This window comes from Paenibacillus sp. J22P143 (assembly GCF_059692035.1).
Window position 1 is genome coordinate 664,760 of record NZ_JCAUAQ010000002.1, and the last position, 22,031, is coordinate 686,790.

16 protein-coding genes and 1 tRNA gene are annotated in these 22,031 nt (G+C 46.2%); 14 read left to right on the forward strand and 3 right to left on the reverse strand.

All coding sequences use genetic code 11. The annotated features are described in order from the left end of the window. The first annotated feature begins 206 nt into the window (after positions 1 to 206). The 7 genes from AC58PQ_RS06605 to AC58PQ_RS06635 all read left to right on the forward strand — a co-directional run bounded on the left by AC58PQ_RS06605 (position 207) and on the right by AC58PQ_RS06635 (position 12,890). A complete protein-coding gene (locus AC58PQ_RS06605; RefSeq protein ID WP_497241157.1) occupies positions 207 to 1,976 on the forward strand; it encodes a glycoside hydrolase family 35 protein in 1,770 nt (589 codons plus the stop codon). 15 nt (positions 1,977 to 1,991) lie between these two features. Beyond that, a complete protein-coding gene (locus AC58PQ_RS06610) occupies positions 1,992 to 4,253 on the forward strand; it encodes a glycosyl hydrolase family 95 catalytic domain-containing protein (protein ID WP_497241158.1) in 2,262 nt (753 codons plus the stop codon). A 159-nt stretch (positions 4,254 to 4,412) separates the two neighbouring features. Next, complete coding sequence (locus tag AC58PQ_RS06615) at positions 4,413 to 6,521, forward strand: DUF5054 domain-containing protein (protein ID WP_497241159.1); 2,109 nt, start codon at positions 4,413 to 4,415, stop codon at positions 6,519 to 6,521. A gap of 175 nt (positions 6,522 to 6,696) precedes the next feature. Then, positions 6,697 to 8,808, forward strand: coding sequence for an alpha-galactosidase (locus AC58PQ_RS06620; RefSeq protein ID WP_497241160.1), 2,112 nt, complete (start codon positions 6,697 to 6,699; stop codon positions 8,806 to 8,808). Positions 8,809 to 8,891: 83 nt separating this feature from the next. Next, a complete protein-coding gene (locus tag AC58PQ_RS06625) occupies positions 8,892 to 10,160 on the forward strand; it encodes a Gfo/Idh/MocA family protein (protein WP_497241161.1) in 1,269 nt (422 codons plus the stop codon). Positions 10,161 to 10,164: 4 nt separating this feature from the next. Continuing rightward, the gene (locus AC58PQ_RS06630; RefSeq protein ID WP_497241162.1) at positions 10,165 to 10,926 is read left to right on the forward strand and encodes an SDR family NAD(P)-dependent oxidoreductase; all 762 of its coding nucleotides are present in this window, start codon (positions 10,165 to 10,167) and stop codon (positions 10,924 to 10,926) included. A gap of 20 nt (positions 10,927 to 10,946) precedes the next feature. Next, on the forward strand, positions 10,947 to 12,890 hold the full coding sequence (locus AC58PQ_RS06635; RefSeq protein ID WP_497241163.1) for a DUF8034 domain-containing protein: 1,944 nt from the start codon (positions 10,947 to 10,949) through the stop codon (positions 12,888 to 12,890). 583 nt (positions 12,891 to 13,473) lie between these two features. On the opposite strand, the gene AC58PQ_RS06640 is transcribed toward AC58PQ_RS06635, so the two are convergent. After that, positions 13,474 to 13,546: transfer RNA gene (locus tag AC58PQ_RS06640), tRNA-Ala, on the reverse strand. 213 nt (positions 13,547 to 13,759) lie between these two features. Here AC58PQ_RS06640 and AC58PQ_RS06645 point away from each other — a divergent pair. The 3 genes from AC58PQ_RS06645 to AC58PQ_RS06655 all read left to right on the forward strand — a co-directional run bounded on the left by AC58PQ_RS06645 (position 13,760) and on the right by AC58PQ_RS06655 (position 16,641). Beyond that, positions 13,760 to 14,050, forward strand: coding sequence for a hypothetical protein (locus tag AC58PQ_RS06645; protein WP_497241164.1), 291 nt, complete (start codon positions 13,760 to 13,762; stop codon positions 14,048 to 14,050). 12 nt (positions 14,051 to 14,062) lie between these two features. Next, a complete protein-coding gene (locus AC58PQ_RS06650; RefSeq protein ID WP_497241165.1) occupies positions 14,063 to 14,581 on the forward strand; it encodes a VanZ family protein in 519 nt (172 codons plus the stop codon). Positions 14,582 to 14,823: 242 nt separating this feature from the next. After that, on the forward strand, positions 14,824 to 16,641 hold the full coding sequence (locus tag AC58PQ_RS06655; protein ID WP_497241166.1) for an ABC transporter substrate-binding protein: 1,818 nt from the start codon (positions 14,824 to 14,826) through the stop codon (positions 16,639 to 16,641). Between the two features lie 17 nt (positions 16,642 to 16,658). Here the strand turns inward: AC58PQ_RS06655 and AC58PQ_RS06660 are convergent, their stop codons facing one another. Continuing rightward, positions 16,659 to 16,922, reverse strand: coding sequence for a hypothetical protein (locus AC58PQ_RS06660; RefSeq protein WP_497241167.1), 264 nt, complete (start codon positions 16,920 to 16,922; stop codon positions 16,659 to 16,661). Positions 16,923 to 17,082: 160 nt separating this feature from the next. Between AC58PQ_RS06660 and AC58PQ_RS06665 the strand changes: the two genes are divergently transcribed. Then, positions 17,083 to 17,748: a tetratricopeptide repeat protein gene (locus AC58PQ_RS06665; protein ID WP_497241168.1), complete on the forward strand. Its 666-nt coding sequence runs from the start codon at positions 17,083 to 17,085 to the stop codon at positions 17,746 to 17,748. A 12-nt stretch (positions 17,749 to 17,760) separates the two neighbouring features. Here AC58PQ_RS06665 and AC58PQ_RS06670 read toward each other — a convergent pair whose 3' ends face one another. Further along, positions 17,761 to 18,816: an acyltransferase gene (locus AC58PQ_RS06670; protein WP_497241169.1), complete on the reverse strand. Its 1,056-nt coding sequence runs from the start codon at positions 18,814 to 18,816 to the stop codon at positions 17,761 to 17,763. Between the two features lie 272 nt (positions 18,817 to 19,088). On the opposite strand from AC58PQ_RS06670, the gene AC58PQ_RS06675 reads away from it, so the two are divergent. The 3 genes from AC58PQ_RS06675 (at position 19,089) to AC58PQ_RS06685 (ending at position 22,003) form a co-directional block, all read left to right on the forward strand. Further along, positions 19,089 to 19,520, forward strand: coding sequence for a DUF86 domain-containing protein (locus tag AC58PQ_RS06675; protein ID WP_497241170.1), 432 nt, complete (start codon positions 19,089 to 19,091; stop codon positions 19,518 to 19,520). 47 nt (positions 19,521 to 19,567) lie between these two features. Continuing rightward, on the forward strand, positions 19,568 to 20,236 hold the full coding sequence (locus AC58PQ_RS06680; protein WP_497241171.1) for a helix-turn-helix transcriptional regulator: 669 nt from the start codon (positions 19,568 to 19,570) through the stop codon (positions 20,234 to 20,236). Positions 20,237 to 20,758: 522 nt separating this feature from the next. Next, positions 20,759 to 22,003, forward strand: a complete 1,245-nt coding sequence (locus tag AC58PQ_RS06685) for a S1C family serine protease (RefSeq protein WP_497241172.1) — start codon at positions 20,759 to 20,761, stop codon at positions 22,001 to 22,003. Positions 22,004 to 22,031 lie beyond the last annotated feature (28 nt).

Sequence of the window (22,031 nt, forward strand, 5' to 3'; positions counted from 1 at the left end):
TTCAAAGTTTACGAATGTAATGAGAATTGTTACGTTGAGAATAAGCAATCATGAAATAAAAAGGAGCATTAGTACAATAAAACGCCGTTTTTACAATGAAAAATGCAATGAACTGCTCTATTTACACTATGATTTACCTGTAGGAGAAAGTATGATGTGAACAGCTAATGAGAAGTAATTAAACTAATGTGAGGCAGGGTTGAATAATGCTAACAATTGCAGGTAATCAATTTTTATTCGATGGAAAACCGATTCAAATTTTATCGGGGGCTATGCACTATTTCCGAATCGTACCGGATTATTGGCGCGATCGTCTTCTTAAATTAAAAGCTTGCGGGTTCAATACGGTGGAAACGTATGTGCCGTGGAATTTGCATGAGCCCAAAGAAGGCCAATTCAACTTTGAAGGAATTGCCGACATCGAGAGATTCATTCAAATAGCGGGGGACTTGGGGCTGCATGTCGTCGTAAGGCCGAGTCCGTACATTTGCGCGGAATGGGAGTTCGGAGGACTGCCGTCGTGGCTGTTGAAAGAAGACAACATGCGGTTTCGCTGCGCTTATCAGCCTTATTTGGATAAAGTCGATGCCTATTACGATGTGTTGTTGCCCAAATTGGTTCCGCATCTTAGTACGAACGGCGGGCCTATAATTGCGATGCAAATCGAAAACGAGTATGGAAGCTATGGCAACGATAAGAATTATATGGAGTACTTGAAGCAGGCGATGATCAGACGGGGCATCGATGTTCTATTATTCACCTCGGACGGGTATACGGACAGCAATTTGCAAGGGGGAACTCTGCTTCCGGATGTTTTGGCCACTATCAACTTTGGATCGAGGGCGGATGAGGCGTTCGGCAAGCTGATAGAGTATCAACCAGATAAGCCGCTTTTCTGCATGGAGTATTGGAATGGCTGGTTCGATCATTGGGATAAGCCGCATCACGTTAGGGATAGCCAAGATGTCGCGCAAGTGCTAGATGAGATGTTGAAAATGGGAGCGTCAGTTAATTTTTATATGTTCCACGGGGGAACGAATTTCGGATTTTATAACGGCGCGAACTTTTTGGGCAAATATGAAGCGACGGTAACCAGCTATGATTATGACGTCTTGTTGAATGAATCCGGCGATCTTACGGACAAATATTACGCGGTTCGTGAAGTGATTGCGAAATATGCTGAGGTTGAACCTGTTGAGTTGCCAGCACCTCTTCCGAAGAAACATTACGGCGAAGTCCAGTTAACGGAACAAACGCTGTTATTCGATTCGTTATCTACGCTAACAGCGCCGGTCGAAAGCGTCTGTACGGAAACGATGGAACAGCTTGGTCAGGACTATGGATTTATTTTATACACGACAAAGATTCCAGGGCCAGTATCGCAAACCAAGTTGGCGATTCAAGAGGTTCGGGACCGCGCGCTTGTCTTCCTCGACGGGGTGTATCAAGGCGTCGTGGAACGAAACACGCACGATGTGACGCCGAATGTAACCGACCGTGATATCGTGCTGGACATTCCGCCCGAGGGTGCGATCTTAAGCATCCTCGTCGAAAATCAAGGCAGGATTAATTACGGATATGGCATGAAGGATCCGAAAGGCATTACGGAAGGCGTTCGTCTAGGGCTGCAATTCCTCTACAATTGGACGATTCATACGCTTCCGTTGAATAATGTAACCGCTCTGAAATATACGGATGCTGCGCAAGCGAAGAGTTCTATAACCCCTACGTTTTACAGAGGAACTTTCTGTATTGATGAAGCCTGCGATACGTTTTTAAAGATGGAAGGCTGGACGAAGGGCGTTGCCTATATCAACGGGTTTAATCTCGGACGTTATTGGCGTATTGGACCACAAAAAACGCTGTACATCCCGGCTCCGCTGCTGCGTGAAGGGGAAAACGAGATTGTTGTTTTCGAGCTGCATGGCACGGCCGCTCCGGTCGTTACCCTTCAAGATTACTCTGAATTAGGATAAGGATATAGGTGAGCAATGAATACTACCCAAAAACCTTCAGAACAACACGATCTTTTGTTTCATAAACCAATCAGCCGTTGGGATGAGGCGCTTCCTCTAGGCAACGGCTTAACCGGCTGTTTGGTATGGGGGAATGGCGCGCCGATTTGCTTGAGTCTCGATCGGGGAGATTTGTGGGATACAAGACTAGTTCCGGAAGTGACGGACAGCGGATTTACTTATCGCAACCTGATTGAGCTTGTCCGGAACGGGGATCAGGAGCAAATACGCCGCAGGTTCAACGATTTTTTCGAGGGGGCTCCGAACCCTACAAAGCTGCCAGCTGGCCGAATAGAATTGCAAGGCAAGGCTGCGGCAGACACGATGACCAGCAGGCTTCATCTGCGTCAAGCAATCGCAGAAGTCAACTGGATCGCGGGAGACACGTCTTATCGTCTAGAAAGCTATCTGCATGCCGAGAATGGTCTCGGATATATTCGCCTGCAAGGGGACACGGTAGATGAGATCAGCTTGAACCTGAAGCCACCAGCCTATGTGGACATTCATCAGATGAAAGATAGTGCACCTGTCTCTTCGCTCACTTCGCTGGGTTATCCAGGTGCTGAGCTCGGCAGTGAGGGCACTCTGTGTTGGTTCTATCAGCAGACGAACCATGAATTGGAGTACGCTATTTTCATTACCGAACGAAAAACAGCCCGAGATACGATCGAATGGGTATACACCGTGGCAGCCAACCACGACGGCGAAGACTGGTTCGATCATGCGAAGGCGAAGGTGAGTTCAGCAGCATTGGCTGGTTATGATGAAGCCTTGCCGTCTCATGCGGCATGGTGGGATCGGTATTGGCTGCAAAGCTCGCTGACGCTACCTGAATTCGAGATAGAGAAACAATGGTATCTAACGAATTATTTATTCGGCTCTTGCTCGCGAAAAGGCGCTCCGCCGATGCCGCTTCAAGGCGTATGGACAGCCGATGAGGGCCAGCTGCCGCCATGGAAAGGCGATTATCACCACGATTTGAATACGGAGCTGAGCTACTGGCATTATTTGAAAGCGAACCATCTGCAAGAAGGTGAAAGCTTCCTCGACTTCCTGTGGGAATTGCGCCCGGCTGCTCGCGAATTCGCGCAATCGTATTTTGAAGCCTCTGGCATAAATCTGCCTTCCGTCATGACCATTGACGGCAAACCGATGGGCGGATGGCCGATGTATTCGCTCAGTCCGACAAGTCAAATTTGGTTGTGTCAGGCTTTTGATCAATATTGGTTATACACCGGAGATCGAGCGTTTCTCGAAACAAAAGCCTATGTCTATTTGAAAGAAACGGCGCTTTGTCTGCTGGACTTGCTGGTGCCGGGAGAAGATGGCAAACTCCGGCTGCCTGTTTCGAGCTCTCCGGAAATTCATGACGACAGCCTGCAGTCTTGGCTGACTCCGAATAGCAACTACGACTTGTCGCTTCTACGATACTTGTTCGATCGATTAAGAGGACTGGCCGGGCTGCTAGAGGAAAAGAAAGATCAGCTGAAGTGGACGAGGGTGTTGGAGCAGCTTCCCGAGCTTGCGGCCAATGATGCGGGGCTAATGCTAAGCCCTGACGAAACGCTCATGGAAAGCCACCGTCATCTTTCCCATGCGATGGCGATTTATCCACTGCGATTGATCGATTACAGAGGATCCGAAAGCGAAAAAAAGATGATCGATCAGACGATTTGGCATTTGGAGAAATTGGGAAAAGGCTTATGGGTCGGCTATACATTCGCGTGGATGGCAGCGCTATATACAAGACAGGGCAACGGCGAGGCGGCTCGCTATCATTTGCAGCAATTTTGGAGCTATACGTGTTCGCCTAACGGGTTTCATCTCAATGGGGACTACCGGAGTACGGGGATCACCTGCATGCATTACCGTCCGTTCACGCTGGAAGGCAATATGGCTGCAGCGGATGCACTACAAGAAATGCTGCTTCAAACCGATAACGGCTTGATTCGGCCCTTTCCAGCCGTGCCGACGGAATGGATGGAAAGCGGGGCTGAATTCCATCAGTTTCGGGGTGAAATGGGGGTTCTCGTATCGGCCAAAGCCACTGCAGGCGAGCTTCAGTACGTGGAGCTGCTCGCGGAACGTGAAGGGACTTTTGAATTAGAAAACCGGTTTACTTCCGAGCTACTGAAGCTTGAGAAGCAAGGGGCTGCGGTTCAGTCCGCTTGTTCGAAACTAGACGCTTTATCAATAAATCTAAAAAAAGGCGAACGATGCCGGATTACATCCATTTAACCGATTTCGGCTTAAGCCCCAATTCCGGCGAAGATTCGGTGCCCGCCTTTCAGCGAGCGATCTCGGCGGCGGCTCAATGCGAAGGCCCTGTTAAGCTGTCTGTTGCGAAAGGTTGATATCATCTCTATCCCGAACATGCTGCCAAGGAGGAAAAACAAAATGAGCGCCATAAAAAAAGTACATGTCATCTTCAAAACCCATCTGGATATTGGATTTACTGATCTGGCGAAACACGTTATGAATAAATATTTTAAAATATACATTCCTGAAGCGATACACTTGGCCAAACAACTCCGGCAAATGGGAGGTCCTGCGCAGTTCGTATGGACGACTGGAGCATGGCTGATTCATGAATATGTGAAGCAAGCTTCCGAAGAAGAGAAGCGAAACTTGGATATGGCAATTGCCGAAGGGAGTATTAATTGGCACGGGCTGCCTTTTACAACGCATACGGAGCTAATGGATCCACATTTATTCGAATATGGGCTATCGATGGCTGGACAACTAAATGCTCTGTATGGAAAAAGTACGATAACTGGGAAAATGACGGATGTACCTGGTCATACGATTGGGATGGTACCCTACTTAGAGAAATGGGGTATTCAATACTTGCACCTTGGTGTCAATCCAGCCTCGAAAGTGCCGAGTGTACCTGAAATCTTTGTTTGGAGAGGGAAAGATGGCTCCGAAGTCATTGTCAATTATGCGAGCAACTATGGAAATGTTGTAGAGATTGATGGATTTGAGGAGGTTATGGTGTTTGCCCATACAGGAGATAATTGCGGGCCGCCGTCCATCGAAGCCATCCAAGCGGAGTTTTCGCAACTCTCAGAAAGGTTCCCCGGCGCTTTGATCCAAGCTTCCACGATGGATGCTTTTGCGGAAAAGCTGATTGCTTTGAAAGATCGATTCCCTGTCGTCTATGAGGAAATCGGCGACACATGGATTCATGGGGCTGCGTCGGATCCGACAAAAATATCGCAATACAGGGAGTTACTGCGTCTTCGCAATAAGTGGCTCGAAGAAGGAAAGTTAAGTGTGGATAGCAAGGAGTATGCTGATTTCTGCGATCAGCTTATCCTTATTCCAGAGCATACCTGGGGCATGGATGAGAAGAAATTTTTAACGGATTTCAAGAACTATTCGGTTCGTGATTTTCATGCTGCACGAAAAGCGGACCTCATAACAGAAGACGCGATTCTTGATAAGTACCGGTATATTGGATCGTTTGCCATGGATGAACACGACAGCCGCTCCTCAGAATTATTTGAGGCATCAGGGGGAAAGAAGACTTACCATTTCTTTGAAAGCTCATGGCAGGAGCAACGAGAATATATTAACCGTGCCATTCAGTCTTTGTCTGAAGATAAACAAAGAGAGGCTAAGGCATCTATTCAAGCATTGAAGCCTGTCAAAGAGGAATGGCCAATCGGTCAAGAACTTGATATTTCTACGTCTTATATGCTTGGTTCATTCCAAGTGGAATTCAATAGAGACGGATCGATTTCCAAATTAGTGGATCGGGCGGGTAAAGTCTGGGCAGATGAGAATCATTGTTTAGGCCAGTTTCAATACGAAACCTTTGGCTTGCAACAGTACCAAAACTGGTTCCAAAGGTATGTGGAAGACTGGAGCAAGCACTATCACTGGGCGGATGCTGACTTTGGCAAACCAGGCATGGAATTTGCGGAACCAACGCCAGAGCATAAGCTTTTTTCGCCGAACTTCAACCGCATCATCATGCAGTCTAAAGCTGATTACGACGTTGTCCAAGTGAAACTTGAGATGCCGCTAGCATGTGTTCAAACCCATGGAGCTCCGCATGAGATTCGTATCACTTATCGATTTCATAAATTTCAACAGAAAATAGATGTGGAAATCAGTTGGTTCGATAAGCAGGCTTATAGGTTACCAGAAGCAAGCTGGTTTTCATTTGCCTTGAAGGTGGATAATCCGAATCTATGGAAGATGGATAAAATGGGTGAAAAAATCTCGCCTTTGGAAGTTGTCAAGCAGGGTAACCGCAGTCTGCATGCAGTGAATACAGGCGTTTATTATGAAGGAAGCGATGGCAAGGTATCTATCGTAACATGGGATGCGCCTGTCGTATCGCCAGGAGAGAAAAGAGTTTTGCAATTTAATCAAACGATTGCTTCGTTAGATGGAGGCATGCATTTTAATTTGCACAATAATGTCTGGGGAACCAATTTTCCGATGTGGTACGAAGATAATGCCAAATTCCGATTCACGATTAACATCAATCAATAAAAAAAATTTCGACTATTGAATGCGGTCAAAAAAGCAATGCGGCCTATTGCGCAATTAATAGGTTAATGCATTTCTATCATACCTAGGATACGCACTATGCGGAGCAGATCGCGTATCCGCTTGTCTTGGAAGTGGCTAATTTCTGGGAATATTTCTGAATTGGAGGTGTTTAAACATGATAAAACACGATGCCTCCAGAAACATTTGGGTGCTTGAAGGAGATCATATCTCCTATGCGCTTGGATTAAGTGATCTAGGCACGATCAATCATATTTATTTTGGCGAAAAGCTTCCGCACCTTTCGGATTATCCGAGTGCGGGTGGTGTTGCAAATTTCCCCTATACACTAGGCAGTGAACTGAGCGAAGAGGAATATATGGGTTGGGGAAAGGCGAAATTTTCAGAGCCAAGCTTAAAAGTCACCTTTCATGATCATGTGCGGGATGTCATTTTGACATTTGTTGATTTTGAAATGAGTGAGAACGTACTTGTTCTGAACCTGAAAGATACCTACTATGCTTTACATGTGAAGCTAACTTACAAGATGATCGCGGATTGTGATCTCATTGAAAGGTATTGTGGGATTAGTAATCTTAGCGAGAAGAATATGATGTTGGAACAAGCTTTAACTGGCTCCATCTACGTACCGCGAGAGAAAGATTACAGACTTACGTACCTTGGGGGACGTTGGCCTGCAGATATGCAATTAAGTCGGGTTATGCTTCCAGATACGAAGCTAGTTCTTGAGAGCAGACGAGGTACGACTAGTCACTTTGCTAATCCTTTTTTCATGTTGGATCGGGGAGGTAAAGCAGATGAGACGCAAGGAGAAGTCTACTTTGGTGCATTAGCTTTTAGCGGCAACTGGAAAATCGTCATTGAAAAAGACAAATTTAACATGGTGAAAATAAGCGCTGGGGTGAACGATTTTGATTTTTCCTGGAATTTGAAGCCTGGAGAGACCTTTCGTACGCCAACTTACATCGTTGGATATGTAAATAAAGGGTTTGGTGAAGCCAGCAGAAATCTCCATACCTATCAACGGAACTACGTGCTGCCGCTGGAGAATCGAACAAAGCTGAGGAAAACGCTCTATAATTCATGGGATGCTACCGCTTTCGATATCAATGAAGATCAACAGATCAAGCTTGCAGAGATTGCGTCTTCCGTCGGAGTTGAGCTGTTTGTCATGGACGATGGGTGGTTTGGCGCACGCAATTCCGATCGAGCAGGTCTTGGGGATTGGGTGGTTAATCCTACTAAATTTCCGAACGGATTACACGGCCTGATTCGTAAAATAAACGATTTAGGCATGGATTTTGGACTATGGGTGGAGCCGGAAATGGTGAATCCCGATAGCGATTTGTACCGAGCGCATCCGGATTGGGTCTATCATTTCGAGACGCGAGAGCGAACGCTTATTAGAAATCAGCTTATTTTAAATTTGGCTAGAGCTGATGTAAGAGCATACATTTATGAGTCCATAGACAAACTGCTTTCCGAGCATGCCATTGCGTTTATCAAGTGGGACATGAATCGTAATTTTAGTGAGCCAGGTGCTCCCTCCATGCCTCCAGAGGAACAACGTGAAATTTGGGTAAGGCATGCTTGGGGCGTGTATGAAATCATGGACAAGTTGAAGAAAAAGCATCCAAACGTCATCTTCCAATCCTGCTCGGGTGGAGGCGGTCGGGTGGATATGGGCATATTACAGTACTTTGATCAGGTCTGGACCAGCGATAATAATGATGCATTTGACCGGTTACGCATTCAAGAAGGGTTTTCGTATGCCTATTGTGCCAAAATCATGGAAGCGTGGGTTTCCGACGAAGTGAACTGGGTTAATGGGAGAAAGCTTTCTTTGGCCTATCGGTTTCATTCCGCGATGATGGGAGATTTGGGCATTGGAGAAGACCTGTTGAAATGGAGTGACGAAGAAAAGCAAGAAGCGAAAGAGCTTATTCATCTATATAAAGAAATAAGGCCGATCATTCAGCATGGGAATCTATATCGATTGCTTTCCGTAAGGGAAAGTCATTTGGCTTCGGCTATGTATGTGAGTGAAAATCAAGAAGAGGCGATCGTTTTTGCATTTCTACACTCGAATAACTTTGCAGATGAGCTTCCACGAATTCGTTTGCAGGGCTTAAACGAGCAGTCTTTGTATAAAGTTGAAGGCGCGGAGCAACCTCTCAGCGGAAAAGCTTTAATGAAAATGGGGATTAAAGTTGATTTAAGAGGGGATTTTCAAAGTACGATCATTCGAATACAAAAGTTGAATTTCTAAATAAACAATGAGATTTTGATGCAAGAAGGCAAAATGACGAACCGTCTCAGATAACGCCAAATTTAAAAGGAGAGAACCATCCCATGACGAAAATTACTGCAGCATTAATCGGAGCTGGACAAAGAGGGGCAGGCGCGTATGCTCCTTATGCATTGAAAAATCCGGAAGAGATTCAATTCGTAGCTTTGGCAGATGCTGATCCTGAACGAAGAGGACTTTTTCAAAAAGCACACAGCATTCAAGATGAGAACTGTTTTTCAAGCTGGGAAGAACTTCTTGAAGGCCCTAAGTTGGCTGATGCCATACTCATTTGCACACAGGATAAAATGCATTTTGAGCCTGCGATTAAAGCATTGGAGAAGGGCTACCATGTTCTTCTGGAAAAGCCGATGTCACCGGATCCATTGGAATGCATCATCATGGGCGAATACGCTGAGAAATATAACCGTGTATTTTCAATTTGTCATGTGCTCCGCTATACAGATTTTTTCGCGACGATCAAGAAGATTATTACGGATGGTCAAATAGGTAAACTCGTTTCGATTCAACATACGGAAAATGTAGAGCATCGTCACCAAGCCCACAGCTTTGTTCGAGGCAACTGGCGGGATTCGGAAGTTTCGAGTCCGATGATTCTAGCCAAAAGTTGCCATGACATGGATATTCTACAATGGATTGTTGATTCGGACTGTACGAAAGTTTCTTCATTCGGCTCATTGACCCATTTCCGTAAAGAAAGTGCCCCCGAAGGGGCTCCTAAGTATTGCTTGGACGGCTGTCCTGTGCAGGAGGTATGCCCGTATTATGCGCCCAAAATGTATATTGAACGAGATGATTGGGTAGGGGAAGTCTTACGATCGGTTGTCAGTAATGACACGAGCGACGAGGGTGTACTTCGCGAATTGAAGGAAGGCCCTTACGGAAGATGTGTCTATCATTGCGATAACAATGTCGTAGATCACCAAGTAGTTAATTTAGAATTTGCCAATGAAGTGACAGTCGCATTTACAATGAGTGCCTTTACCTATGAAGGTGGCAGATCGGTGAAGCTGATGGGCACACACGGTCAGATCAGAGGCGATATGGAGAAGAACGTCATTGAAGTCACAAGCTTCATAACTCGGAAGACAGAGATTATTAACCTTGATGTAGACATGGAAGGGCATGGGGGCGGTGATACGGGGATTATGCGAGACTTCGTACGCCTTGTTCAAAGTGACGGTAAGGAAAAAGGACTTACTGGAGCAGATGTTTCCGTTAAAAGTCATCTGATTGCATTCGCCGCTGAAAAATCGCGGTTGGAGAACCGTGTGATTGTAATGCCTGATTATATAGCTGAATTAAAGAGGTGAGTATATGGAGGATTTATTAGGGAAAGTTGCTGTAGTAACGGGATCGACGAGTGGAATCGGAAGAGCAGCAGCTATCGAGCTCGCGCGTCATGGCGTTAAAGTTGTCGTACATGGCATGAATGAAGAACGAGGCAAACGGGTGATTGAAGAGATTAGCTCATTTGGCGGACAAGCGGTTTTTGTTGGGAAAAATCTAGCACTTCCTGAGGCTCCTCGGGAGCTTGTCGAACAAGCCATTGGTCATTGGGGCGGCCTCGATATCCTTGTGAATAATGCGGCCCTTATTTGTAATAAACCATTGAAAAGCCTCCAACATGAAGACTGGGACTCGTTATTTGCCGTGAATGTCAAAGCGCCTTTTTTTCTGACGCAGGAAGCGTTGCCGTGGTTAGAAAAAAGCGGATCAGGCGTTGTAATTAATGTCAGCTCGATTAATCGTATTGTGAATGCACACGATAATCTAGTGTACGACACAATGAAAGCGGCATTAAATCATATGACCCGTGGATTGTCTCTCGATTTGCGCAAGTCCAACATCAGAGTTAATGCGATCATGCCGGGAGGAACCTCGACACCGATGTTAAACGAATGGTTGAAAAAGGTGAATTATACACAAGAACAAATTGAGCAGCTCTATCAAGAAGCTCCTAACTTGGCAACTCCCGAACAGATTTCGAATGTGATTGTTTTTTTGGCGAGTGAGCGTTCAGCATGGATCAATGGCGCGGAAATTCCGGTTGACGGCGGATATTTTATTGGAGACTAGATCAAGAAAGGGAAGACACCATGTCCTCGATACCTAATATTGAAAAGCCTTTCCGTATAAAGGCGATAGAGCAAGTAACGCCCCCGCAGTGGGCGCTTCAAGAGCAGCTTTTATTCACGACCCTTAACAAGGCAGCACGTGAATTTGTAGATCGTTACACACATCCGGATGGCACGTTGATTTGGCGCAAGGATTGGCCCGGTATGGATGGTTCGGATGATCCGTATGAAGGCTTTATGAATTTGGCGCTCTTGTATGTTCTTGGCGGAAGTGCTGAATTACACGAGGTTTCACGTAAAATATGGGAAGGCATTACATGGCAGTGGACGGAATATGGGCAAATTCATAGGGAATTTGATGGTTATTATGATTGGATGCATCACGGTGAAGGATATTTATACTTATATTTTCTTGGCCTGGCTGGACCTGCAACTCCCAAAGATCGTCAACGTGCTGTTCGCTTTGCGAATATGTACACAGGGGACGATCCAGAAGCGCCAAACTACGATAAAGAGAACAAATTGATCCGCTCGCCTTTAACGGGCAGTCGTGGCCCTAGATTCCAAGTAACGGAAGAAGATTGGAGTACGCATCGGGGAATTCTGGATGACTATTTGGCTCCGTATGAGGATATTCCGGGTGTCGATTTCGCAAGCGGCAAATGTCCATGGTCGAATGATGAGACCTATAAGCAGATTCTTCAGATGATGAATGCGCGCATGAATCGCGGCGATGTGCCGTTGAATTTGAATGCTACAGGGCTGCTCACGCATGCCTTTCTTCATACAGGTGAGGAACGGTTTCGGAATTGGATCATTGACTATGTAAGCGCTTGGGAAGAGAGAACGCGTGCAAATGGTGGAATCATCCCGGACAATATCGGGTTATCTGGTGAAATCGGTGAATATAACGATGGTAAATGGTGGGGCGGTTATTATGGTTGGCGTTGGCCGCATGGTTTACTCACGATTATCGAACCGTTGACGAATGCATGTATGAATACCGTGTTGCTTACGGGCGACTTGAATAAATTGCAACTAGTCAGACAACAGCTTGACCGGAATTGGGAGCTGGGCCGAATGCAAGATGGTAAATGGGTCGTTCCTCACAAGCATTTCGATAGCGGTTGGACGGATTACCGTAAATCAACACCCCAATATCCAGTTTACCTGTGGACGATGTCAATGGCGAAGGAAGACTTGGAACGCATTGAGCGTATTCCGAAAGATCACGATTGGAATGGGGTTATCGTACCTACGGTTTCAGGGGGAGATAAGAAAACCGGACGGCAAACGAAGCATTACATCGGTAATACGCAGCCATGGTACCAATACATTCGCGGGCTGAACCCTACGTATCCGGAGCGGATATTATCGGCAAACTATGAACTCATTAGTAAACAGCTTGCCAAAATGCGCTCGCCAGAAGGTGATCCGCATAACTGGACGCAGCAGTACAGCGAGGGTGACTTCTCCAGCATACATGCTTGGCAAGAAATGTGCCCGCTCTATTTTGAAGGCCTCGTGCAGTTAACACTAGGAGGGCCGATGCACATCTCACATGGCGGACTGCAGCATGGTCGCGTTCGATATTTTGATGCTGAGGCGAAACGTCCAGGATTGCCAACTGGCGTATCCGCATTGGTTGAGAAGCTAGCGCACGATTCCGCTACGGTTCATTTGGTCAATACGAGCTTATTCGATGATCGGGAAGTGATTGTTCAAGCTGGCGTATTTGGAGAACATCGGTTTTTACAGGTGGATCTCATGAATCAAGACGATGCAGTGACCGGATCGATATTTGTAGATGGAAAATGGCTTCAAATTTCACTTCCTGCAGGTACAGGCATTACCTTATTTGCTCAGATGGAACGGTATGTAAATGAGCCAACATATGGGATGCCTTGGCCGGAAGACAATAAGCAAATGCTGATCAGTGGGCGAGAAAAAGCTGATCTAAAATGAAAAGCGATTTTCATGAAATCGCCAAAGTTGACTGAGATGAAGGTAACTAAGCTTCATCCAGTTCAAGTCGAACGATATTAGCAGTTTCATCGTGATATTCCGGACTAGGGGGATGCCACTTGCATGGCAACCCCTGAAGGGGATGTCCGAATCCTGATATAAACGGCTGACGAAGAGTACTCGAGGAGGACTTTTAGCGGTGGATTCAGACGCCGTGCTCCTGCACTTCAAGTATGACTTCGAAGCGTAATCATGCGCTCCGTCCGCGCGGTCGAACCCTGAGGGGTTCTCACCCCCAAGATCCATACAAAAAACCACGATCCCAAAAGATCGTGGTTTCTATTGTATGGAGCCTAGGGGGATGCCATCGAAATGGCATCCCAAGAAAGGGATGTCCGAATCCTGATTTGAATGGCTGACGAAGAGAACTCAAGGAGGCCTTTTAGCGGTAGATCCAGACGCCGTGCTCCTCCGCTATCGCTCCGTCCGCGCGGGCGAACCCTGAGGGGTTCTCACCCCCTGGGGCTCCTAAGAACGAAAAAAGAACATGTCCGATGACATGTTCTTTTTATTTCGTTCGAAATGGAGCCTAGGGGGATCGAACCCCTGACCTCATCGCTGCCAGCGATGCGCTCTCCCAGCTGAGCTAAGGCCCCGTGATGTCGCTTCTTACAAGCGTCGACTTTTTGTATTATACATGAATATGCGGTATCAGGCAATACCTGTCTCACAGGATTATTCCAAGGCAATTCTATCCTAGCATCTGTATGTCGTTTCTGTTGCAAAAAGGGGCAGAATATTGTTTTCATGCGCATTTTCATGCTAACCTAATAGCATAAACTAGTTGATCGTTTGGGAGTGACGTAGAAGTGTCAAACGCGGTGTTGTATTGGGTTTTCTTAGGTATCGCTTTTGTGGTGCCGTTTGTCATTGGTGTTCTTCTGATGCGGAAGACGAACCGCTTAGGGTTCTCGTTCTGGATCACGACAGCCCTGAATATTGTGCTGACAGCAGCAGCTGCCTTCTGGTGGAAGTCAGTGACAACAGATCAGTTTCAAATGATGTTCGGGATGGCCTTTTATGGCGTTTCCGCAGTGAATTTAATGGTGCTTGAATTCTTTGCCTTGTTCAGTATTCGCAAAAAATTGAATCCGCAATAGGAAGGGGCCGTTATGCCGAAGTTAACACGATCGAAGATGGTGTTCTACGTGTTCCTAGTAGCAGCCATTCTATGGATGGCTTTCATCTATATGAAGTCCGCCGAGCCTTATCAGCAGCAGAGCTTGAAGCCATATTTGGAATCCAAGTTTTCCTCTGAAAAGTTGAGAGAGCATATCCCAAAGGTGAAGTTTACTTATGATCATCAGGTGATTTCATGGCAAGATCCAATTAATTTGATTGAATTCTTAATAAGAAAAGCAGGACACGTTAGCGAATACGCTGTGCTTGCCCTGCTTTGGTCGATAGCTTTACTAGCGAAGCCTGTCAGAATGAACATAGCTTTGATCAGCTCCTTCCTCATTTCATTGCTCTACGCAATGACGGATGAATGGCATCAGTCGTTCGTGAAGGACCGAACGGGGCACGCCATCGATGTTGTGGTCGATGGAATAGGCATACTAGTCGCGCTCATTTTAATTCTCATTATACATGCGATAAGAAAACGAGTTAAATCCAGAAGAACAAGCTAGCTAGAAGCACGTAGACTTTTCTTTTTTTTACGGATTTCCATTTCCAGTGCTCGCGCGATTGGTATTCCAAATCGTGCTGTTGCCATTCCATTAACTTCTCTGAAACATAGAGGTCTGTTGGTTGCATATGAGGGTCACTTTCCTTTCTTTTCCTGATACGTTTAGTTTACGCTGGAATAAGGGGAACAAAAAGAGTATAATTCACTTCAACGATTTCCCCTTTTACAGAAAGGACGTTGAACATGCAACTGCTAACTCATTTTCTGGAGCTACGCGCGGGTTTTGAGCATGGTGTTGAGCATAAGCCGCAGCCGATTACATTAGAAGAATTAGCGGAGCGCTTATATTGCTCGACACGGAATGTGAAGATCTTATTGAAAAAAATGAGTGATCACAATTGGATTTACTGGAAGCCTGGACGGGGTAGAGGGAATATTTCCGAGCTTACGTTTCTGGTATCTTCGGAGGACATGATCTCGAAACAAGCGATGGCGCTTGCGAGTCGAGGTGATTATTTGGGTACGATTGAGCTGATTCATCAACTGGGTAAGGGAGAAGCGCTGCAGGACTCCTTCATCGAGTGGTTGTTCAGCTTTTTTGGTTACCGTGCAGTTGAGCACGAAGAGCGTTTTAAGGATACACTGCGTGTGCCTGTCTATAAATGGTTGGTGACGCTGGATCCGGCGCACTCTTTTTTTGCATTTGATTTCCATCTGATCAGTCAAATTTTTGATACGCTAGTACGCTACAATCCGCAAACGAAGGTGATAGAGCCACATCTGGCTCACTACTGGGAAATCAGCGAGGATGGCTTGCATTACACCTTTTATTTGCGAAAAGGCGTGCTCTTCCATCACGGCAGAGAGATGACAGCGCATGATGTAAGCTACTCCTTATCGCGATTAAAGAAGCTGGGGCAGACCGCCACGCAAGGCTGGATGACCGAAAGCATTGAGACGATTACGGTACTGAACCGAAGTGCAATCGCCATCGAATTGAGTCAGCCTAATGTGCTTTTTCTTCAACAGCTAGCGCATACGTCTATGGCCGTTGTCCCCGAAGACATTTGTCAGGATAATGAGTCGATTTTTGGCCGAATGCCCATAGGGACAGGGCCGTTCAGGCTGGAACGAAACGATGATTTCATTTGTAAGCTGCGTGCCTTCGATTCTTATTTTGGCGTTAGGCCGCATATGGATCTCATCGAAATTTGGTTATTGCCCTCCGATCTACAAGAAGCAACGCCAAGCTGGGATAAGGTGCAAGTGTTTCGCGGGCAATCGAATTCTCATAAACCAGTGGGTGCAATCGATAAAGATTCAGAATGGCATCAGATTGAACAGACGATCATGGGCTGCAGTTTATTGACGTTTAATAGGAATAAAAGAGGTCCACAGTGCCATCCGAACTTCCGCAAAGCGATTGATCTCGTTATTGATCGGGAGCGCATGATTGAAGAGCTTGGCGGATTTCGAGAAGCACCAGCCCGCAGCTTTATCCCTACGCTGGACCCGCTTGTGAGGTCTAAGACGGATATCTCTGAAGCGAAGCGTCTGCTAGAAGAAATGGGCTATAAGGGCGAAACACTTCATATGTATGTTTATCGGAATAACAATGAGGATGCGATGTGGATTTGCCGCCAATGTGCACAGATTGGGATTCCAATTGAAATAAAGATTCGAAGTGAAATCGACATGATGCAGTTGGCTACGATTGATGAAGCGGATCTTATTTTGTATCACATTTGCATGGAAAGCCATTATGACCTTCATATTATTCAGACGTTGAAACAAAGCAACAGTTATGTTCGTGCCCATTTGAATACAGAGCGATTGGCGTGGGTAGATTCGAAAATGGAGGGGATTCTGAGTAATCCTAGACTAGATGAACGTATTGCGGACTTACATGAATTAATTGATGAGCTGCAAGCGGAGAAATCGTTCCTCTTCGTCCTTCATCGATCGCAACAAACGACGTACCATGACTCGATCAAAGGTGTAACCATCAACGATTTAGGCTGGATTGATTTCCGGGAGATTTGGTTTACACCAAGTGGCTGAGAAACAAAAAAACGACCTTACGGTCGTCTAGGAGCAGGCGGCTCAAAGCGGTTTTCCATTGCATTCCAACGTGCATTTGCCACGAAAAATCCGATGAACATGAAAATGATGAATCGAACCGTGATCCAAGTGGATTCAACGGACTGATAGCTAAGAAATTCTAGAAAACTTGTAATGAGCGTAAGCCCGACGCCCCAAGGCAGTATACCGAAATACATTAAATATTTGGAACGTCCTAATTTTTTTCTTTTGAGCCATGTAGCTTTATGCGAATCTTTCATGTGGAAGCTCCCTTTTTTCTTTCTAGTATAGCACTGCTGGCGAAAAATCTCGAATGATAGAAGCACTTAGCTATGGCAAGGTGTTTTTTTTCTAAGTAGAGGGATAAACAATCATCGCATAATATGGTAGTATAAGGAAGTTGAAAAGGGGGAATACACATTGCTTATCAAAATATTACTATTTGGTTTACTTTGGCGAATCGTTGGTAATCCGTTCCTAGCGTTGCTAATCTTACTCGTGATTCTATATGTATTGGACAGAAGATATGTTGGTATCCTGCCGAATATTTGGAGGCCGTTTCAATTAAGTCGGAAGGCATCACGCCTCCGAATTGACCTTCATGCGAACCCGCACAATACCTCAGCGAAGCTGGACTTGGCGCGGATCCTGATTGAACGCCGAAAATATCAAGAAGCGCTGCCCTACCTGGAGCAAACACTACCGATCATGCAGGAATCTGCTGACGTTCATTATGAAATTGGACTATGTCAGCTGAAACTAGGCCGTATTGCCGAGGGTGAAGCCTTCATGTTAAAAGCAATTGACCTCAATCCTCGTGTAAAATATGGCGAAGCCTACCTGCGCCTCGGCGAGGCTCTGGCTCCCCTTGCACCGGAACGCGCGGCGCAGTTTATCGAACACTTTCGCGACCTGCACTCGTCATCGGTCGAGGCTTACTACCGACTTGGCCAGCTGTATCAACAGCTTGGCCGCCAAGAAGACGCCAAGCGCACGTATCGCGAAGCGCTGGATATTTACCGCGGCTTGCCTCGCTACAGCCGCAGAAAGCAGCGGCGCTGGGCTTGGCTGGCGCGCATGAAATAAGAAAGGTTCCGCTCATCCTCGAGCGGAACCTTTTTTCACGACGCGAGCGTAGCCGCGCACGAGCAGCCAAGAGCCCAGCAGTCCAATCAGTACGGCTGCTATGGTGTGCAAATCATAGAGCCAGATGCGAGCTGGCTCCACACCAACGCGATCCCACAGCGTGAGGATCGCGGGATGCACGAGATAGATGCCGAAGGAGGCTGCGCCTAAGGCAGATAAAGAGGCGCCGAAGCGTGAGCCGCGTGCCAACTGTTTGCGCGCCCACGGCACGCAAACGAGTGGGATGGTCATGCAGTAAGCGAGAAGCGCTAGCTCGAACCATGTATTTTCGATGTCAGCGAGCCCGTATTGCTGAATCAAGAGCATGCCCACAAAAGATCCGCCTGCAAGGAGGACGGCGCTCCAGATCCAGCTTTTGAATCGGGAAGCCCATGTCACGATCATAGGATAGTAGATCCCCATACATGCCCCGAAGCTGAAGGTGGCGGTATAGCTCAGGAACAAAGAGGCGTATTCAGGAAGCGGAAATACCCAATGATGCCACGTATAGGAAACCGCTTGAATGCCGATACCTAGAGGAATCAGGCCGTGACGCAGCCACTTGTATCGTTTTACCGCCGTAAGCATGAATGGGAATAGCAGATAGAACTGAACGATAATGACCATGTAATAGAGATGATAGCTCGCATTTCCGGATAGAAGAAGCTTTAGAAGATAAAAAGCATCAACATGCATCGTGCCATGAAACATGACTTGGTTATACAAATAATAGAATAGGGACCATAGGACATAAGGAATCAGAATTTTTTGCAGCCTTTTCGCCCAAAAAACACGTGCCATCCCTGGCTCCCAGCGGTCATAATAAGAGTAAAACAACACGAGTCCACTGATCCAAATGAATAAAGGAACGGTAAACAAGCTAGCTTTGTTGAGGATAAAAAAGAAACCTTGAGAGCCTGTCCCAATAGGAAGTTGAGTGGCACCGGACGTACCATGAATGAGCACGACGGCAATGATGGCAATCGCGCGTACAATATCGATTTCTGACAGCTTTGGTTTGGATATCATGATGCAAATTCTCCTTCTTTTCTCTCGTTTCACTGTAACATGATCCCAAGAAGAGAACAATGACTCTATGAACGATAGCCCGCGTAGCTTGACGCTCTCATCTACCCACGATAAACTGTTGATAGCATGTACAATGAGATCAATCAAGAGGGTGAATGAACGTGAGTTATGAATATTTGATGCAGGCGGTTTTGCTTATATTTTTAGTTATTATCACTTTTTTTGCTATGTTGGTTTGGACGAAATGGCGAAAAAGAGGACGGAGATAGACCATGTATTTTATTAATCATGAACAAATTGATGGGCGTATTCAGTTTCTTTCGGTTTTGGCTGAGGCTAGTCAGCAATTAGAGGCACAGTGGGTGCGAGGTAATAAGGATCTCGTCTGGCAGCTTTCCCAAGAGCGTATCCTACATTTAGCCATAGAAACTGTGACGGATATTGGGAGCTTGCTCATTGATGCTTTTATTTTAAGAGATGCAAGCAGCTATGAAGATATTGTGGAAATCGTGCATGGAGAAGGGGCCTATTCGGAGTCTTTGACCGAGACGCTGTTGCAATTAGTGAAGCTTCGGAAACCGTTGGTTCAGGACTTTGTAGATTGGAATCGTCAAACCCTTCACCCATTAATACCGAAAATCCCAGCGGCTTTTGAGGAATTTGCGGCGTCCGTTCGTGCATTTATCAAGAGTGAATTGGCATAACATACATAGGTGTTTCGTAATTTACTTATTGCCTGTGATGCTGTAAAATGAGACCTAAACGAGTTCCGAGGGCAGGTGAGAGCGTGAATCAAACACTAGAAATATCTACGCGTAAAGTGATTCTTTCTATGCTCAAAACGCAAGGAGCGTTAAGTGTTCAGGATCTTGCTAAACAGCTCGGGATCACTGAGATGGCGGTAAGACGACATATTCATTCGATGGAGAAGGATGATTTACTCGAGGCCAAGCTCGTAAGGCAAGCAATGGGACGTCCAACAAGTGTGTATACCTTAGCACCTCAAGCGGACGAATTATTTCCCAAGAAATACTCGCAGTTAACATTGGATTTATTAGACGAGTTATTAGAAGACGAAGGCCATGAGAAAATTGAACGGCTCTTTGAAGGCAGGCAGGGTAAGCTCGAAGCACGTTATCAATCGAGGATGCAAGCCAAGAGCTTAGAAGATCGTGTGGCTGAATTAGCGCTCATCCAGAATGAGAATGGCTATATGGTAGATTGGTCAGCGCAGGGCGAAGACGGTTATATCTTCAATGAGCACAATTGTCCAATTGCAAAGGTGGCTAACACGTTTCAGCAGGCGTGTCAGTGTGAGTTATCCCTGTTCCGTAATTTGCTGGATGCCGATGTAGAGCGTACAGAGTGTCTCGCCAAAGGTGCTAACAAATGTGTGTATATCATACGTCAAAATAAATAGCTTTGAAGGAGAGTTAAGCGGGTATCCGCTTGGCTCTTTTTTCGTTCGTGCCCGACTATTTAGACTCCACAGCCCCATGCCCAAGCTGTAACGGTGAAAAACACCGTTACAGCGCATCAAACACACCAATATTGCTCCATGCCCAAGCTGTAACGGTGAAAAACACCGTTACAGCGCATCAAACACACCAATATTGCCCCATGCCCAAGCTGTAACGGTGAAAAACACCGTTACAGCGCATCAAACACGCCAATATTGCCCCATGCCCAAGCTGTAACGGTGAAAAACACCGTTACAGCGCATCAAACACGCCAATATTGCCCCATGCCCAAGCTGCAACGGTGAAAAACACCGTTACAGCGCATCAAACTAATAACCCGTCCCGCACACCAAACCTTCAGCATACTTTCAGCTAGCATTCATACAGCTATCAGCCCAATTTAAGTCTCACTTCAGGTTATCGGTCTATACTTGATCTATCAACAAGAAAACAAATTGTGGTAATCGAGAGGCGGTAATCGTATGAATGAAGATATGAACAAGCATATGAACGTGACAGATATAAAGGTTGAAAGCAAGCGAAACACTTCCAGAGTGAAGCCCGTTTTTGCGGCTTTTATGGCAGGGGCCGTTGTTGTCGGCGGATTGATGTTCACTGCGGACAAGTCGAACCTATTTGGCTATGATGCTCAAACGGTACAGTCAACTGTCACCTCAGCTAACGCGGCAGCAGCAGGTGTCCAAACAGCATCGCTGAATAATTCCGGCACCAATAGCATTCCACAAATTACGAAAGCGTCGAGTCCAGCCATTGTCAAAATTGAGACGAAGGTTAAGCAAACGAACACATCAGGGAACCGAAGAAATTCGCTTCAGCAAGGGACAGAAACGGGTGATACCATCCAAAATGGGATCGGAACAGGCTTCATTTTTGATGATAGCGGCTATATATTAACCAATGAGCATGTGATTGATGGAGCTGACGAAATCGATGTTTACGTACAAGGCTATGATACCCCATTTACGGCAACGCTACTTGGAAGCAGCTACGATTTAGATTTGGCTGTCCTCAAAATTCAAGGAGATCAAGCATTCCCCGCGTTGAAAATTGGCAATTCGGACGATGCAGAAGTTGGAGAGTGGGTAGTTGCGATTGGCAATCCATATGATTTCGATTACTCCGTTACAACGGGCGTATTAAGCGCTAAGGAACGCGAGATCAGCATAGATGATGAGCAGGGAACGCGGAATTACAAGCATTTATTACAAACGGATACAGCCATCAACCCAGGTAACTCTGGCGGTCCGCTGTTAAATTTGAACGGTGAAGTCATCGGCATAAATACGGCTGTCAATGCTGAAGCGCAAGGGATGGGCTTTGCGATTCCCGCAAGCACGATCAACGCTGTCGTGGAAAAGCTGAAAAATAATGAAGAGATACCGAAAGATCCAGCGCCTTATATCGGCGTAGCTTTGCAGAACATCACAGCTGACATGCTGGAAGATTTGAAAATAAACAGTACGCACGGTGCCGTAGTTGCTGAGGTCCAGCAAGGGTCCCCAGCTTTTGCAGCGGGCATTCGTCAGTATGACGTTATTCTGGATGTGAATGGTCAAGCGATTGCCAATACAGAGGAACTAACGAAAGCAGTCCAAGCCACGGCAGTGGGTCAATTGTTGAAAATGAAGATCTTGCGCGATGGTCAAGCGAAAGATGTGTCTGTTAAAGTTGGGGACAGAAATATAGCAACTGGTTATCAAAGTTAACGAATTTGCCCCGAGCTAGGCGCTATCT

Coding starts and splice junctions, on each gene's coding strand:
- AC58PQ_RS06625 (WP_497241161.1), top strand. CDS start 8,892: ATGACGAAAATTACTGCAGCATTAATCGGAGCTGGACAAAGAGGGGCA.
- AC58PQ_RS06675 (WP_497241170.1), top strand. CDS start 19,089: ATGTATTTTATTAATCATGAACAAATTGATGGGCGTATTCAGTTTCTT.
- AC58PQ_RS06615 (WP_497241159.1), top strand. CDS start 4,413: ATGAGCGCCATAAAAAAAGTACATGTCATCTTCAAAACCCATCTGGAT.
- AC58PQ_RS06680 (WP_497241171.1), top strand. CDS start 19,568: ATGAGACCTAAACGAGTTCCGAGGGCAGGTGAGAGCGTGAATCAAACA.
- AC58PQ_RS06605 (WP_497241157.1), top strand. CDS start 207: ATGCTAACAATTGCAGGTAATCAATTTTTATTCGATGGAAAACCGATT.
- AC58PQ_RS06635 (WP_497241163.1), top strand. CDS start 10,947: ATGTCCTCGATACCTAATATTGAAAAGCCTTTCCGTATAAAGGCGATA.
- AC58PQ_RS06655 (WP_497241166.1), top strand. CDS start 14,824: ATGCAACTGCTAACTCATTTTCTGGAGCTACGCGCGGGTTTTGAGCAT.
- AC58PQ_RS06650 (WP_497241165.1), top strand. CDS start 14,063: ATGCCGAAGTTAACACGATCGAAGATGGTGTTCTACGTGTTCCTAGTA.
- AC58PQ_RS06620 (WP_497241160.1), top strand. CDS start 6,697: ATGATAAAACACGATGCCTCCAGAAACATTTGGGTGCTTGAAGGAGAT.
- AC58PQ_RS06685 (WP_497241172.1), top strand. CDS start 20,759: ATGAATGAAGATATGAACAAGCATATGAACGTGACAGATATAAAGGTT.
- AC58PQ_RS06670 (WP_497241169.1), bottom strand. CDS start 18,816: ATGATATCCAAACCAAAGCTGTCAGAAATCGATATTGTACGCGCGATT.
- AC58PQ_RS06610 (WP_497241158.1), top strand. CDS start 1,992: ATGAATACTACCCAAAAACCTTCAGAACAACACGATCTTTTGTTTCAT.
- AC58PQ_RS06660 (WP_497241167.1), bottom strand. CDS start 16,922: ATGAAAGATTCGCATAAAGCTACATGGCTCAAAAGAAAAAAATTAGGA.
- AC58PQ_RS06630 (WP_497241162.1), top strand. CDS start 10,165: ATGGAGGATTTATTAGGGAAAGTTGCTGTAGTAACGGGATCGACGAGT.